Below are 13,846 nucleotides of genomic sequence, written 5' to 3'. Positions count from 1 at the left end.
CAGTCACTGCTCCAGCGTTGCGCCCCCTTGGCCCCTGTTCTGAACCGGGCTTGCTCAGCACGGACAAGCCCCTTGTCTGCTGCACTCAGTTGGGCGGCAGCACCACGAACTCGCCATCCAGCCGACCGACGCTCACCCCGCCGCACTCCAGCTCCACCGCCAGTTGCAGCCGCGCCATGCGGCCCTTGGCCAAGGCACCAGCCATGCGCTGCCAGGCCGTGTCCGCCACCGTCAGGGTGCTGGCAGTGAACGCGCCGTGCATGGCTTTCTGATAATCCATCTGGCTGCGTCGCACCATTACCTGCCCACGCACCCCCAGGGCCTGCAACTTGCGATACACCAGCAACCAGCCTGCCAGCGTGGCCACGGCGGCCGCACTGCCGCCAAAGATGGTGGCGCAATGGTTGATGTTCGGCTCCAGCGGTGCCCACAGGGTGACGGCATCCTCTGCCGCATGACGTACTTTCACCCCCATGGCCTGTGCCAGCGGGATGGCCTGATACAGATAATCCTCGATGTCCTGGTAATGCTGCACGACAACTCCTTTGCTGCAATAAGCCTTCAGCATGCCACAGCCAGCACATCGAGGCAGCCATGACTGCGACAAGATGTCGCAGGGCCAGCGTATGGGCTTCCCTTACAATCCATGGCTGATAACCGTTCTCATCCAGGAATCAATCATGCAGAAGCTCGCCCTCCTTGCCCTGCTGCTGGCCGCCAGCGCACAGGCACACGTCACGCTGGAAACCCCGACTGCCGCCAGCGGCAGCTATTACAAGGCCGTGCTGAAAGTGGGCCATGGCTGCGATGGCAGTCCCACCACCGGCATCAGCGTGGAATTGCCGGCAGGTGCACAGCTGGCCCGCCCCATGCCCAAGGCCGGCTGGCAGGTGCAAGTGGAAAAATCCGCAGTCAAGCCGTTCGACAATCATGGCACGCTGGTGAAGGAAGATGTCAGCCGCATCAGCTGGAGCGGTGGCAATCTGCCGGCTGATTTTTACGATGAATTCGTGTTCCAGACCCGCATTGCTGCCCAGCCGGGCAAGCTGTTCTTCAAGGTGAAGCAGCAATGCGCGCAGGGCAGCACCAACTGGGTGGAGATTCCGGCCGAAGGCCAGGATGCCCACAGCCTGAAGTCCCCCGCCGCGGTGTTGCAAGTCACCCCGCCGGGTGAGGCACACCAGCACTGACAGTGCAGCAAGCGTCACCGATGACAAAATCCCCTTGCGTCCATCGCGGACCCAAGGGGATTTTTGCTTGATTGCAGCAGGGCTTAGCTGCGGATCAGGTAATCAAAAGCAGCCAGGCTGGCCTTGGCACCTTCGCCCATGGCAATGATGATCTGCTTGTACGGTGCGGTGGTGGCATCGCCGGCCGCAAACACGCCTTCGGCTGAAGTCTGGCCCTTGGCATCCACTTCAATTTCACCACGCTGCGACAGGGCAACGCTGCCTTTCAGCCAGTCGGTATTGGGCAGCAGGCCGATCTGTACAAAAATGCCTTCCAGTGCCACATGGTGGGTTTCCCCGGTAATGCGCTCCTGATAGCTCAGACCATTTACTTTCTGACCGTCGCCGGTCACTTCGGTAGTCTGAGCATTGGTGATGACGCGCACATTGGGCAGACTGTGCAGCTTCTTTTGCAATACCGCATCGGCGCGCAGGCTGTCACCGAACTCCAGCAGGGTGACATGGGTGACAATGCCGGCCAGGTCGATGGCAGCTTCCACACCAGAGTTACCGCCGCCAATCACCGCCACGCGCTTGCCCTTGAACAGCGGGCCATCGCAATGCGGGCAGTAGGCCACGCCCTTGGCGCGGTATTCGGCCTCGCCCGGCACATTCATTTCGCGCCAGCGCGCACCGGTGGCCACAATCACCGCCTTGCTCTTGAGTACGGCACCGCTTTCCAGCGTTACCTCGGCCAGCTGGCCGTTCTGCGCCGGTTTGAGGGCGGCAGCGCGTTGCAGGTTCATCACGTCCACATCGTAGGATTTGACGTGTTGTTCCAGTGCCATCGCCAGCTTGGGGCCTTCGGTCTCCTGCACCGAGATGAAGTTTTCAATCGCCAGCGTATCCAGCACCTGGCCACCGAAACGCTCGGCCACCACGCCGGTACGAATGCCCTTGCGTGCCGCATAGATGGCAGCAGCAGCACCAGCCGGGCCACCGCCGACAATCAACACATCAAACGGCTCTTTGGCGGCAATCTTCTCGGCTTCGCGCGCCACGGCACCGGTATCCAGCTTGGCGATGATTTCTTCCAGGCCCATGCGGCCGCTGCCAAACTGTTCGCCGTTCAGATAAATGGCCGGCACACCCATGATCTGGCGGTCGGTGACTTCCTGCTGGAACACACCACCGTCAATCATCACGCTACGCACATTGGGGTTGAGCACCGCCATCAGGTTGACGGCCTGCACCACGTCCGGGCAGTTATGGCAGCTGAGCGAGACGAACACTTCAAACTGGTAGCTGCCTTGCAGGCCGCGAATCTGGGCAATGGTGTCCTCGTCCACCTTGGGCGGATGGCCACCGGTCTGCAGCAGAGCCAGCACCAGCGAGGTGAATTCGTGGCCCATCGGGATGCCGGCAAACTCGATACGGCCAGCCTCACCCGGACGGGCAATGGCAAAGGACGGGCGACGCGCGGCCTGGCCATTGCTGTTCAGCGTCACCTTGGGCGACAGGCTGGCAATGTCTTGCAACAGGCTGAACATTTCCTGCGCCTTGGCGCTATCGTCCAGGCTGGCAATCAGTTCGATCGGCTGTTGCAGTTTTTCCAGGTAAGCAGTCAGTTGGGTCTTGATGGTGGTGTCGAGCATGGGAATATCCTCAGGCAATTGCACTGGCAAGCTCATGCGCTGCCAACAGCTTGCCGCTGCAATCGGGTGGTAGGGGTGGGGGCGATCAGGAGACGACCGCCCCGGTGGGCCGCACCGCAGGCCTGCGGTACGGCGCCAGGGTGTGATTTAGATCTTGCCAACCAGATCCAGCGAAGGCGCCAGCGTTGCTTCGCCTTCTTTCCACTTGGCCGGGCACACTTCACCCGGGTGGCTGGCTACGTACTGGGCAGCCTTTACCTTGCGCAGCAGTTCGGCAGCGTCACGGCCGATGCCACCGGCGTTGATTTCGATGATCTGGATTTTGCCTTGCGGGTCGATCACGAAAGTACCACGTTCGGCCAGGCCAGCTTCTTCAATCATCACGCCGAAGTTGCGGCTGATGATGCCGGTCGGGTCGCCAATCATCGGGTAGTTGATCTTGCCGATGGTTTCCGAGCTGTCGTGCCAGGCTTTGTGGGTGAAGTGGGTGTCGGTGGAAACGGAGTAGATTTCCACGCCCAGCTTGGAGAATTCAGCGTAGTTGTCAGCCAGGTCGCCCAGTTCGGTCGGGCAGACGAAGGTGAAGTCAGCCGGGTAGAAGAACACGACAGACCACTTGCCTTTCAGGTCGGCATCGCTGACATCAACGAATTTGCCATTGTGAAAAGCGGTTGCCTTGAACGGTTTTACTTCGGTATTGATCAGCGATACGGACATGTTTTTCTCCAGTCGGTGAAATAAGAAAGTGCAGTTTTGGCTGCGTTTGCATTCGATGGGTGCATCTTAAGCATGCCGTGGCAATTGATCCACTTGATTGTTTAAATGTTAAAAATAGAAATTTCCTATTGCTATTCATAAAACACACTCTGCCTTTACGCCTGAAGGCAGAATTGCACAGTCAGACATAGCTGAATTGTTGCCGTCATACCACGGCCAGCACAGCAAAAAGCCGCCTGAAAAGGCGGCTTGCGAGGGAAGTCACGGCGGTTTGTTCAAGATTTGTTGAAAAAGCCCTGCACCATGCCCAGCCCCTGCGACAGCAGATCTCCACCTTGCGGCAACTGGCCATCCGGCGTCAGCTTGTCTACGGCCTGCGGCAGGTAATCAGCCAGGCCCTGGCTGAGCTGTTGCGGGTCCAGGCCAAACTTCTGAGCCAGCGCGCCCAACTGTTCATTGCCCAGCAATTGCTGGATCTGTTCGGCCGATACCGGCAGATTGCTGCCGCTCCCCACCCAGGAGGACACCAGCTCGCCCATGCCGCCACTATTGAACTTCTCCAGCAAACCGGAGAGTCCGCCGTGCTGCTCCAGCAAGCCGGCAACCGCCCCGGCCATGTCATTGCTCTGACCACCCAGCAAACCACCCAACTGATCAAACAAGCTCATCATTCGTCCTCTCATGCAAAACTGCTTTAAAATGTGTTCAGCAATTCTTTCTTGCCAAATAGCATAGAAAAATCAGTACAATAGCGCCTACTTTACCAATTCTTACTGGCTGATCTTGAAAAAACTGCGCTTTTTGAACGGGCTTCTGGCCTTGCTGGCCTGCTTTGCTGCCAACAGCGTACATGCCGATCTTTACGGTTTTGTCGATGAACAAGGCCAGGTTCACCTTGCCAACCGGCAGGTGGACGAGCGCTATCAGCTCTATCAGAAAAACCAGCTATCGGGCAGTAACAGCAATACGGCGCTGGACGATGCCACCACACCTGGCCTGGGTGCAACGCTGAGTGGCGACAACCGTCCGCCCGCGCCACGAGTGGACGGCCTGAAAACCGTACCGGCCCCGGTGGTCAACCCGCACCTGGCGGCCCAATACAAGACGCTGATTGATCAGACTGCCCGCGAATTCAAACTGGATGCCAATCTGCTGCACTCCATCGTCACGGTGGAATCCGGCTACAACCCGCAGGCGGTGTCTCCCAAGGGTGCCATTGGCCTGATGCAGGTAATTCCGGCCACCGGTGAGCGCTTTGGTGTCAGCAGGCTGGATGACCCGCGACAAAACCTGCGTGCCGGTGCGCGCTACCTGCGTTTTCTGCTCAGCCAGTTCAACAATGACCTGCCGCTGGTGATTGCCGCCTACAATGCCGGCGAAGGGGCGGTGCAGAAGTATCGCAACACCATTCCACCTTATGAAGAGACGCGCGATTACGTCGCCAAGGTGCTGGCGTCCTACCAGAAACGCAGCGGAGCCAACAGCCGTGACAGCCTGCCTGGCAGCGTTTTGCGCAACAAAAAGCTGTTGCTGCCTGCGGCCCTGAGCAATACGCAGGCATCTGCGCTGTAAATACCGGGCAAGCAATCCCGCCATCAAGGCCTGCAATCGCAGGTCTTTTTTATTGCCATGTGCGCAGCCAGCGCTGAGGACTACAGCTGTACGCCCACAATATCGCCCAGCGGCTCGGCCAGATCACGATAGCGGGCGCGATGATCAAATACCCCCAGGAATCCCGGATAGGCATCCGGCGCATGCAGAATCTGATTGGCCTTGCGTGAGGACAGCTTGTGAACCCGCAGGATACGGCCATCCCAATGCACCAGGCGTGCTTCTTCGGCCGTTAACAGTACATCCAGTGTCTGGTGGATGATTTCAACCAGAACGATTTTGCTGCGGGTACGGTGTTCACCTGCAACAGCCACGCTGAGAACTCCCTCGTCTTGCATCATGCCTTATTCTTTATGTTATTTTGTTTAAAATGTATTAAGTCATACTTATCATAGGGCAGGCCTTGTGCAATCTCAATACTTGTTTAAAAGAAATTTAAACAAAACAGATTAAATGCAAAGTCAGTTGAAAAAAAACGGCCAGCTTGCGCTGACCGTTTCAAATGACTGTATTTTTTTTGCATCATGCGGCCAGTAACATGGCCAGACCGCGCAATGCGTGCCAGGGATCGCCACTGGCTACCCCCTTGATTTGCTGGTCTATCCGCGCACATTCAGTCAAGGCCGTCATCAGCTTGCGTGGGCCGATACGACGCAAGGCCGGCTCGGCCAGGCGCTGCTTGTCACCCCACAACCGTAGCTCGCGCGCCAGATCACGCAGCTGCCGCCCGTCTTTCAGGCCTTGGCGCAGGCGTAGCAGCATGCGCACATCCTCGGTGAACGACCACAACACCAGCACCGGAGACTCACCTTCAGCCAACAAGCCTTCCAGCATACGCTCCACGCGGGCAGCATCACCGGACAACCAGGCTTCGGACAGATGGAACACATCAAACCGGGCCACGTTGGCCACCGCCTCACGCAGTTGCTCCAGACTCAGCTCTCCTGCCGGATACAACAAGGCCAGCTTGTCTACCTCCTGCCGCGCCGCCAGCAGATTGCCTTCCACCCGGTCGGCAAAAAAGCTGAGGGCCTCAGCGGACAGGTGCTGCCGTTGCCGTTTCAAACGGCGTGCAATCCAGCCGGCAAGCTCATGCCGCCCGACCGGTTTGGCTTCCACCACCACGGCGGCTTTTTCCAGGGCCAGAAACCATTTCGATTGCAGCTGAGCCTTCTCCAGCTTGGGCAGGGTGATCAGGGTGATAGTGTCTTGCGGTGGCATGGCGGCCAGTTGTTGCAGCGCCTCACCACCTTCAGTCCCCGGCTTGCCACCGGGAATGCGGATTTCCAGCAGTTTGAGACTGGCAAACAGCGAGACGCTGCTCATGGCATCACGCAATTGCGACCAATCAAAGCCCGCTTCCACGGTGAGCACTTCCCGCTCCTGATAACCCTGGTCACGGGCATGCTGACGCAAGCTGTCGGAAGCCTCCAGCGCCAGCAGGGTTTCCTCACCATGAACCAGGTAAAGCGGTGCCAGACCCTTGTCCAGCGCCGCCGTCAGTGCATCAGGGCTTAGGCTGGGCATTGACTGGCTTCAGGCTTTGCACAGCCGGACGCTTGAGGTAAGACAGGCGACGGGCCAGTTGCTCGGCAGCATCGTGACGCATGTCGTTCCACAGCAGGTTTTCTTCCTGCTCTTTGCCCAGCACGTCGCTGTCGGAGTAATTCATGTAACGACGTACGGAGATATCCATATCCGGCTCAACCGGCACGCCGTTAATGACGGTACGCACCGTTGCGCTGTAGCTCAGCTGATATTCGTTGACCTTGCCGCCGCTATTGATGGTGGAAACATCCTTGGACTGGGTTTCTTTGAGCACGCTGACCACGGCCTCGGCCTGCTTGGGGGCCGAAAGAACGATCAGCTTGTCGTTATGCGCCAGGGTTTCGCGCAGCACGCCACCTAGCTTGCCACTGCCATCATCCACATACACGCTGCCAAACGGCAGTGGGCGAACGTTGCCACCCATGCCCTTCAGATGAAAACCGCAAGCGCCAAGCAGGAACACCAGGCTGCTCAGGACCAGTCCGCGCAGGATTCGCTTCATGCCTGTTCTCCGTAACAGGAGCCGGTCAGGCCCTGCCCCACGGCAACGGGGAGGAAAAGCTGACCGGCAGGATTGCTGGCCCGCCCGCTTTCGGGCAGGCCGGGGTTTACACGACGATGTTCACCAGACGGCCCGGCACCACGATGATCTTCTTGGCCGGTTTGCCTTCCATGAACTTCTGCACGTTTTCGTGCGCCAGTGCAGCGGCTTCGATTACGTCCTTGGCCGCATCGGCCGCCACGGTGATGCTGCCACGCAGCTTGCCAGCCACTTGCACCATCATTTCGATTTCGCTCTTCACCAGCGCGGCCTCGTCCACCTTCGGCCAGGCCTGTGCCAGCAGCTCGCTACCCGGCTGCAATACCGCCCAGATGGCGTCGGTGATGTGCGGCACGATGGGCGACAACAGCAAGGTGACGCTTTCCAGCACTTCCTGTGCCACGGCACGGCCGGCGGCATCGCTGCGGTCGGTCTTGTCGTAGGTGTTCAGCAGCTCCATCACCGCAGCAATGGCGGTGTTGAACTGCTGACGACGGCCATAGTCGTCGGCCACTTTCTGGATGGTGCTGTGCAGCTTGAAGCGCAGCTCCTTCTGGCTGGCATTCAGCTCGCCACCGGCATAAGCAGCCACCACACCAGCGTCGGCATGCTCCTTGGCCAGTTTCCACAGGCGCTTGAGGAAGCGGAAGGCACCTTCCACACCAGCGTCGGACCATTCCAGGCTTTGCTCCGGCGGAGCGGCGAACATCATGAACAGACGCGCGGTATCGGCACCGTATTTCTCGATGAATTCCTGCGGGTCCACGCCATTGTTCTTGGACTTGGACATTTTCTCCACACCACCCACCACTACCGGCAGGCCATCCACGCGATGGGTGGCGCCGGTGATCTTGCCCTTGGCGTCACGTTCCAGCACCACGTCTTGCGGGGCGATCCAGTCCTTGCTGCCATTGGGCAGCTCGCGGTAGAAGGTTTCGCAGATCACCATGCCCTGGGTCAGCAGGCTCTTGAACGGCTCGTCGCTGGATACCAGGCCTTCGTCACGCATCAGCTTGTGGAAGAAACGTGCGTACAGCAGGTGCAGGATGGCGTGTTCGATACCGCCCACGTATTGGTCCACTTGCAGCCAGTAGTCGGCTGCTGCCTTGTCCAGCATGGCGGTGTCGCACTTGGGGCTGGCGTAGCGGGCGTAGTACCAGCTGGATTCCACAAAGGTATCCATGGTGTCGGTTTCGCGCTTGGCGGCACCGCCACACTTGGGGCAGCTGGTTTCGTAGAATTCCGGCATCTTGGCCAGCGGAGAGCCAGCACCATCCGGAATCACGTTTTCCGGCAGCACGACCGGCAGGTCTTTTTCCGGTACCGGCACATCGCCACAAGTCGGGCAGTGGATGATGGGAATCGGGCAGCCCCAGTAACGCTGACGGGAGATACCCCAGTCGCGCAGACGGTACTGGGTTTTCTTCTGACCAGCGGCTTTGGCTTCCAGATCGCCGACGATGGCATCAAAGGCCTCGCTGAACGATTTGCCATCGTACTTGCCGCTGTTGACGGTGCGTACGCTGTCGTCCTTGGCGGCATACCAGTCTTGCCACTGGGTAGCATCGAAAGCATGGTCACCGGCAACCGGGGCATACACTTGCAGCAGCGGCAGGCTGTACTTGTTGGCGAATTCGAAGTCGCGCTCGTCATGCGCCGGTACGGCCATCACCGCGCCTTCGCCGTAACCCCACAGCACGTAGTTGGCTACCCATACCGGCAGCTTGGCACCGGTGAGCGGATGGATGACGAACAGGCCGGTGTCCATGCCCTTCTTTTCCATCTTGGCCACGTCAGCCTCGGCCACGGAACCTGCCTTGCATTCGGCAATGAAAGCCTGCAGCGCCGGATTATTGGCCGCAGCCTGGGTAGCCAGCGGGTGTTCCGCTGCCACGGCAACGTAAGTTGCGCCCATCAGGGTATCCGGACGGGTGGTGTACACCTTCAGTTCGCCACCATGGCCGATGCTGTCCTGGTCGTAGGCAAACACCACGTCGGAACCGTGGCTCTTGCCGATCCAGTTCTTCTGCATGGTCTTGACCTGTTCCGGCCAGCCATCCAGCGTGTCCAAGCTGGTGAGCAGCTCGTCGGCGTACTTGGTGATGGCGAAGTAGTACATCGGGATTTCGCGCTTTTCCACCACGGCACCGGAGCGCCAGCCACGGCCGTCCACCACTTGTTCGTTGGCCAGCACGGTCTGGTCCACCGGGTCCCAGTTCACCACGCCGTTTTTCTTGTAGATCACGCCTTTTTCAAACAGGCGGGTAAACAGCCACTGCTCCCAGCGGTAGTAGTCGGGCTTGCAGGTGGCCAGCTCCCGCTCCCAGTCCAGGGCAAAGCCCAGGCTGTCCAGCTGGGTCTTCATGTAGTCGATGTTGGCGTAGGTCCAGGCTGCCGGAGCGCCGCCGTTTTTCATGGCGGCGTTTTCGGCCGGCAGACCGAAAGCGTCCCAGCCCATCGGTTGCAGTACGTTAAAGCCTTGCAGGCGCTTGAAGCGGGCCAGCACGTCGGTAATGGTGTAGTTGCGCACATGGCCCATGTGCAGCTTGCCGGACGGATAGGGGAACATCGACAAGGCGTAGTACTTGGGGCGGCTGGCGTCTTCGACGGCCTTGAAGGCGGCAGTGCGCTGCCATTTCTGTTGCGCTGCGGCTTCGACTTCGCGCGGGCTATAGGTTTCTTGCATGGTGATCTTTGTCTGGAATGGCTTGAAAACAAAAGGGCGGACTGCCCAAGTCCCCGCCAGGCAGGGCTGCTTGGGCAGTCCGTCACAAATTCAATCGGCCCATTATAGCGGCCAGAGGGCCTTGCCGATAAGAGCCGCACAAAAACAAACGCTTGCCAGCAGCCGCCACGGCCTCAGGGGCAGAGGCGGCGGGTCCAGCCTGCCGCCCCCCGATAGCAGGAAAAATCTTCATCAATGGCGTGAATCTCCCAGCGACCATCGCGACGGCGTAGCTGCAATTGCTGCCGTATCGCCTTGACGCTGTCGTCTTGCAAACCATCGCGAATCAGGGTGATCTCGGCCCGGCTGAAATCCGGGGCAGGGCTGTGCTGAATAAGCTGGAAATGCGGATAGTCGATCTGCCCATCCTGTCCCAGCCGCTGCCTTACAAAGCGCAGGGCCAGTTCGGCCGGTAATTCACCCGGCTAGCCGATAAAGGGAAGCCGGCCTTCATCGGTATAAGCCCAGGTAGCCGGAGTGGTAAACAGGCTGCACAACAGCAGCAACAAGCGCAAAGATGTTTTCATCTATTTACTGACTGCCACCTGGGCCGCAGGTTCAGAGCAGCCGCAATTTGAAGGATTCCAGCGCCTGCATCAACAGCTGCAAGATCCCCCCCTCCCACAGCGAATGGCCGGCCATTTCCACCAGCTGGAAATCAGCCTCCGGCCAGTGCTGGGCCAGTTCGCTGGCGGTGACTGGCGGACATACCACATCGTATCGCCCCTGCACGATCACTGCCGGGATATGGCGGATGCGGTCGATCTGCTGCAGCAATTGTGCCTCGGGCAGGAAAATGCGATGCACGAAGTAATGCGCCTCCAGCCGTGCCAGCGACAGCGCCACATATTCACTGCTGGCCCGCTCGATGGCGTCGGCATTCTGGCGAATGGCCACACAAGCCCCCTCATAACGCCCCCAAGCCCGGCAGGCCGGCAGGTGTACTTGCGGATCGGGGTCGGTCAGGCGGCGGTAATAGGCTTGCAGTAAATCGTCCCGCTCGGCCACAGGAATCGGCGCGACAAAGCGCTGCCACTCCTCGGGATAAAACTGACGCATGCCATGCATGAACCAGTCGATTTCACTTTGCCGCCCCAGGAAAATCCCGCGCAGGATCAAGCCCTGCACCCGCTGCGGATGCGCCTGTGCATAGGCCAGCGCCAGCGTGCTGCCCCAGGAGCCGCCAAACACCAGCCAGCGCTCGATGCCCAGATGCTCGCGCAAGCGTTCGATGTCAGCCACCAGATGCTGGGTGGTGTTGTCACGCAGTTCGCCACGCGGCACCGAACGGCCACTGCCACGCTGATCGAACAAGACTGCACGGTAAAACCAGGGGTCGAACAGCTGCCGGCTCATCGGCGCACAACCATCGCCCGGCCCGCCATGCAGATACAGCACCGGCTGGCCATCCTGCCGACCACATTGTTCCCAGTACATCTGGTGCAGACCATCCAGCGGCAACATGCCCTGGCTGAATGGTTCAATCGGCGGATAAAGCATTGCGCTCCAGACAGACTGCCTCAGCAAAGCTGGGTGGTGATGTATTCCCACTCGGTCTGGCTGACCGGGGTAATTGACAGGCGGTTGCCTTTTTTGAGCACCTGCATCTGCTCCAGCGGCGGGTGCTGCCGCAGCAGGGCCGGGCTCAGCAGCGGCGTCTTGCTCAGGAAGCGCACATCCACGCACTGCCAGCGCGGGGCTTCGGGCGTGGATTTGGCGTCGAAATACGGACTGGCCGGGTCAAACTGGCTGGAGTCGGCATGAGCACTGCCCACCACCTCGGCCAGGCCGGCAATGCCCGGCTCGGCACAGCTGGAATGCCAGAACAGCACCCGGTCGCCGGGCTGCATGTCATCACGCATGAAATTGCGCGCCTGGTAATTGCGCACGCCGGTCCACTCGAAGGCACGCTGTGGCGCGGCCATCAGGTCATCAATCGAGGTCTCGTCCGGTTCGGACTTCATCAGCCAATAACGCATGAGCAATGTCTGTTAATCAATGGAAGGTGGTCTTAACAATTTACGCCATCTTGCAGCAGCTGTGCTCGATTATGCTTGAAAGCAGACAAACAACCTTGGCCGTCAGGCCTTTGTTCACCGGAGATAATCATGAAAAGCCTGTTGATTGGCGTATTGCTGGCCACTGCCTTGAGCGCCTGCGTTGTTGTACCACCACGTGGAGGCTACCGTGGTCCGGAGGTCATCATGCCGATGGTGGTGGTACCTGGAGACGGCCACGGCCACCACTGGGATCACTAACAGCCGCTAACAAAAACCTGCTGCTGCGCTACGTCTCCTTGCCCTGCCCATGTCCTGTCGGCATCGGCGCGCCTTGCCCCAGCGACGCCATGCTACTTTGTTAGCCGCGCTAAACAGCCTTCGCCACCATGCCCCGCCAAGCCTCCGTCAGGAGGCTTGGGCGTTCGGGCGACGGACAAAGCGGTGCAGGCCGCGTTCAGTCAGCAGATAATCCAGCTGCACATCCCAGGCTTCACGCGGCACCTGCGTTACCCGCTGGCAATCGTAAGCCACGCCCACCAGCAAGGGCTTGCCGTAGCGACGCGGCCGCTGCCGGAAAGCCAGACTGCTATCGTAAAAACCGCCGCCCTGCCCCATGCGATAACCGTCCTCATCCACCGCCAGCAATGGCACCAGCAGCACATCCAGCTTTTCCGCCCGCAAGCAGGGGCCGTCAAACTCCACGATGCCGTAGCGTGCATGGCGATACCACCGCCCATCACCCGTCAGACGCGAGAACCACATGCGGCGGCCACGGGCGGGAATCTGCGGCAACCATACGCTGGCACCGCGCTGTAGCGCGGTACTGAGCAGGATTTCCACATCCAGCTCGGAACCGGCCGCCAGATAGCCGCCAATGCGCCGCCCGCGCCGCAATAAGCGGTTGGCATGGCGCGCCACCGCGCGCATGGCCTGTGCACGGTAGGCGGGCGTCAAGGCCATGCGCTGGCGACGTACGGTCTTGCGCAGGGCTATCTTGTCGGTAACGGCAGTGTCGGGAGTGGGCATGGCGCAAGCCTGACAATGAAGGGACAAATGAAAACGACCCGGAGCAAGATGCGCCGGGTCGTGGAAGGGAGACCCCCGCGAGTGTCGTTTGGGCATAATTCGCTTGTACCCTGTTTCCAGGGAGGGCTACCTGCCAGTCACTTCGGGCGCATCCTCAAGAAGGGACGCGACACACCCGTGACTCACGCTGGCGGCCAAAAGCGAACGCATTGGTACAAAGGAATTGTTAGCCTTCACGAACACCGCAGGGGATAAACTGATCTGGGTGTCTGCCAGTTCCTGCCTGATACCAAGAAATCAGAACAGGGCTTGCTGGCTTTCGCGAAGCGCTGTATCAGCTGCTTCGCTCATGTTGCGTATTTTACGCTGGAATGAAGCCATTTCCAAGCCCTCTCCCACTTTGGTACGCAACAAATCATGGGCAATGTTCAAAGCGGCCATGATGGCGATCTTGTCGGCATCCATTACCTTGCCGTGCTGCTGGATCAGGTCAATCTTGCCTTGCAGCAGACGTACTGCCTCCAGCAGGGTTTCACGCTCATCCACCGGTGAGCCGATGGTGAAATGACGGCCCAGGAGTTCAATGTCGACCTGCACGATATCGCTCATTCTGCCTCTCCTTCAGCCTGCTCCGGCTCATCCGCCTTAGGCAGACGTTCTACCAGCGCGGCCACGCGGCTGCGTGTTTCGTTCACGCGGAAATTCAGCTCGGCGTTTTCCTTCAGCGCTTCAGCCAGCGCCTGGGCAAAACGGCCGTTCTGGGTTTCCAGTTCCTTGATGCGGCCAATCAGGGCCTGCACGCGGGATTCGAGGTATTCCAGTTCCTTGTCCATGGCGGCGAGGATAACGGCCAG

The 13,846-nt window shown here is 59.6% G+C and carries 17 protein-coding genes; 4 read left to right on the top strand and 13 right to left on the bottom strand.

All coding sequences use genetic code 11. From position 1 onward, the window contains the following. Positions 1–85: 85 nt before the first annotated feature. Positions 86–535: a YiiD C-terminal domain-containing protein gene (locus HWX34_RS08345; RefSeq protein WP_178971820.1), complete on the bottom strand. Its 450-nt coding sequence runs from the start codon at positions 533–535 to the stop codon at positions 86–88. 145 nt (positions 536–680) lie between these two features. Here HWX34_RS08345 and HWX34_RS08340 point away from each other — a divergent pair, with 145 nt between their 5' ends. Next, positions 681–1,190 (top strand): YcnI family protein, encoded by a 510-nt coding sequence (locus HWX34_RS08340; RefSeq protein ID WP_255496631.1) that lies wholly within the window; start codon positions 681–683, stop codon positions 1,188–1,190. Between the two features lie 83 nt (positions 1,191–1,273). On the opposite strand, the gene ahpF is transcribed toward HWX34_RS08340, so the two are convergent. From ahpF to HWX34_RS08325, 3 genes are all read right to left on the bottom strand, one after another. Continuing rightward, on the bottom strand, positions 1,274–2,824 hold the full coding sequence (gene ahpF / locus HWX34_RS08335) for an alkyl hydroperoxide reductase subunit F (RefSeq protein ID WP_178971819.1): 1,551 nt from the start codon (positions 2,822–2,824) through the stop codon (positions 1,274–1,276). A gap of 147 nt (positions 2,825–2,971) precedes the next feature. Beyond that, positions 2,972–3,541, bottom strand: a complete 570-nt coding sequence (gene ahpC / locus HWX34_RS08330; protein ID WP_178971818.1) for an alkyl hydroperoxide reductase subunit C — start codon at positions 3,539–3,541, stop codon at positions 2,972–2,974. A 275-nt stretch (positions 3,542–3,816) separates the two neighbouring features. Next, complete coding sequence (locus tag HWX34_RS08325; RefSeq protein WP_255496630.1) at positions 3,817–4,212, bottom strand: YidB family protein; 396 nt, start codon at positions 4,210–4,212, stop codon at positions 3,817–3,819. 112 nt (positions 4,213–4,324) lie between these two features. Here HWX34_RS08325 and HWX34_RS08320 point away from each other — a divergent pair, with 112 nt between their 5' ends. Continuing rightward, positions 4,325–5,113, top strand: coding sequence for a lytic transglycosylase domain-containing protein (locus HWX34_RS08320; protein WP_255496629.1), 789 nt, complete (start codon positions 4,325–4,327; stop codon positions 5,111–5,113). An 80-nt stretch (positions 5,114–5,193) separates the two neighbouring features. Here the strand turns inward: HWX34_RS08320 and HWX34_RS08315 are convergent, their stop codons facing one another. From HWX34_RS08315 to leuS, 4 genes are all read right to left on the bottom strand, one after another. Then, a complete protein-coding gene (locus HWX34_RS08315) occupies positions 5,194–5,493 on the bottom strand; it encodes a hypothetical protein (RefSeq protein ID WP_255496628.1) in 300 nt (99 codons plus the stop codon). A gap of 181 nt (positions 5,494–5,674) precedes the next feature. Next, positions 5,675–6,679 (bottom strand): DNA polymerase III subunit delta, encoded by a 1,005-nt coding sequence (holA, locus tag HWX34_RS08310; RefSeq protein ID WP_178971817.1) that lies wholly within the window; start codon positions 6,677–6,679, stop codon positions 5,675–5,677. Beyond that, the gene (lptE, locus tag HWX34_RS08305) at positions 6,660–7,202 is read right to left on the bottom strand and encodes an LPS assembly lipoprotein LptE (protein WP_178971816.1); all 543 of its coding nucleotides are present in this window, start codon (positions 7,200–7,202) and stop codon (positions 6,660–6,662) included. Before lptE ends, holA begins: the two co-directional genes overlap by 20 nt. 106 nt (positions 7,203–7,308) lie before the next feature. Next, positions 7,309–9,927 carry a leucine--tRNA ligase gene (leuS, locus tag HWX34_RS08300; protein ID WP_178971815.1) on the bottom strand — a complete coding sequence of 873 codons (2,619 nt, stop codon included), beginning with the start codon at positions 9,925–9,927 and terminating at the stop codon, positions 7,309–7,311. Positions 9,928–10,205: 278 nt separating this feature from the next. Between leuS and HWX34_RS08295 the strand changes: the two genes are divergently transcribed. Further along, entirely contained in the window at positions 10,206–10,382 is a 177-nt protein-coding gene (locus tag HWX34_RS08295) for a hypothetical protein (RefSeq protein WP_178971814.1), read from the top strand. Between the two features lie 142 nt (positions 10,383–10,524). Here the strand turns inward: HWX34_RS08295 and pip are convergent, their stop codons facing one another. Further along, positions 10,525–11,466, bottom strand: a complete 942-nt coding sequence (pip, locus tag HWX34_RS08290) for a prolyl aminopeptidase (RefSeq protein WP_178971813.1) — start codon at positions 11,464–11,466, stop codon at positions 10,525–10,527. 20 nt (positions 11,467–11,486) lie between these two features. Beyond that, entirely contained in the window at positions 11,487–11,945 is a 459-nt protein-coding gene (locus HWX34_RS08285) for an EVE domain-containing protein (RefSeq protein WP_178971812.1), read from the bottom strand. A 129-nt stretch (positions 11,946–12,074) separates the two neighbouring features. Here HWX34_RS08285 and HWX34_RS08280 point away from each other — a divergent pair, with 129 nt between their 5' ends. Then, on the top strand, positions 12,075–12,224 hold the full coding sequence (locus HWX34_RS08280) for a hypothetical protein (protein WP_178971811.1): 150 nt from the start codon (positions 12,075–12,077) through the stop codon (positions 12,222–12,224). A gap of 147 nt (positions 12,225–12,371) precedes the next feature. Here HWX34_RS08280 and HWX34_RS08275 read toward each other — a convergent pair whose 3' ends face one another. From HWX34_RS08275 to HWX34_RS08265, 3 genes are all read right to left on the bottom strand, one after another. Beyond that, complete coding sequence (locus HWX34_RS08275; RefSeq protein WP_178971810.1) at positions 12,372–12,992, bottom strand: 5-formyltetrahydrofolate cyclo-ligase; 621 nt, start codon at positions 12,990–12,992, stop codon at positions 12,372–12,374. A 297-nt stretch (positions 12,993–13,289) separates the two neighbouring features. After that, entirely contained in the window at positions 13,290–13,601 is a 312-nt protein-coding gene (locus tag HWX34_RS08270; RefSeq protein ID WP_045845836.1) for a cell division protein ZapA, read from the bottom strand. After that, the gene (locus HWX34_RS08265) at positions 13,598–13,825 is read right to left on the bottom strand and encodes a hypothetical protein (RefSeq protein WP_178971809.1); all 228 of its coding nucleotides are present in this window, start codon (positions 13,823–13,825) and stop codon (positions 13,598–13,600) included. Before HWX34_RS08265 ends, HWX34_RS08270 begins: the two co-directional genes overlap by 4 nt. Positions 13,826–13,846 lie beyond the last annotated feature (21 nt).

The sequence above is a fragment of the Aquitalea sp. LB_tupeE genome, assembly GCF_013391415.1.
In the GTDB taxonomy this organism is placed as follows: domain Bacteria; phylum Pseudomonadota; class Gammaproteobacteria; order Burkholderiales; family Chromobacteriaceae; genus Aquitalea.
The sequence above is the reverse complement of the archived record's forward strand: the minus strand, read 5'-3'. Positions and strand labels throughout refer to the sequence as shown.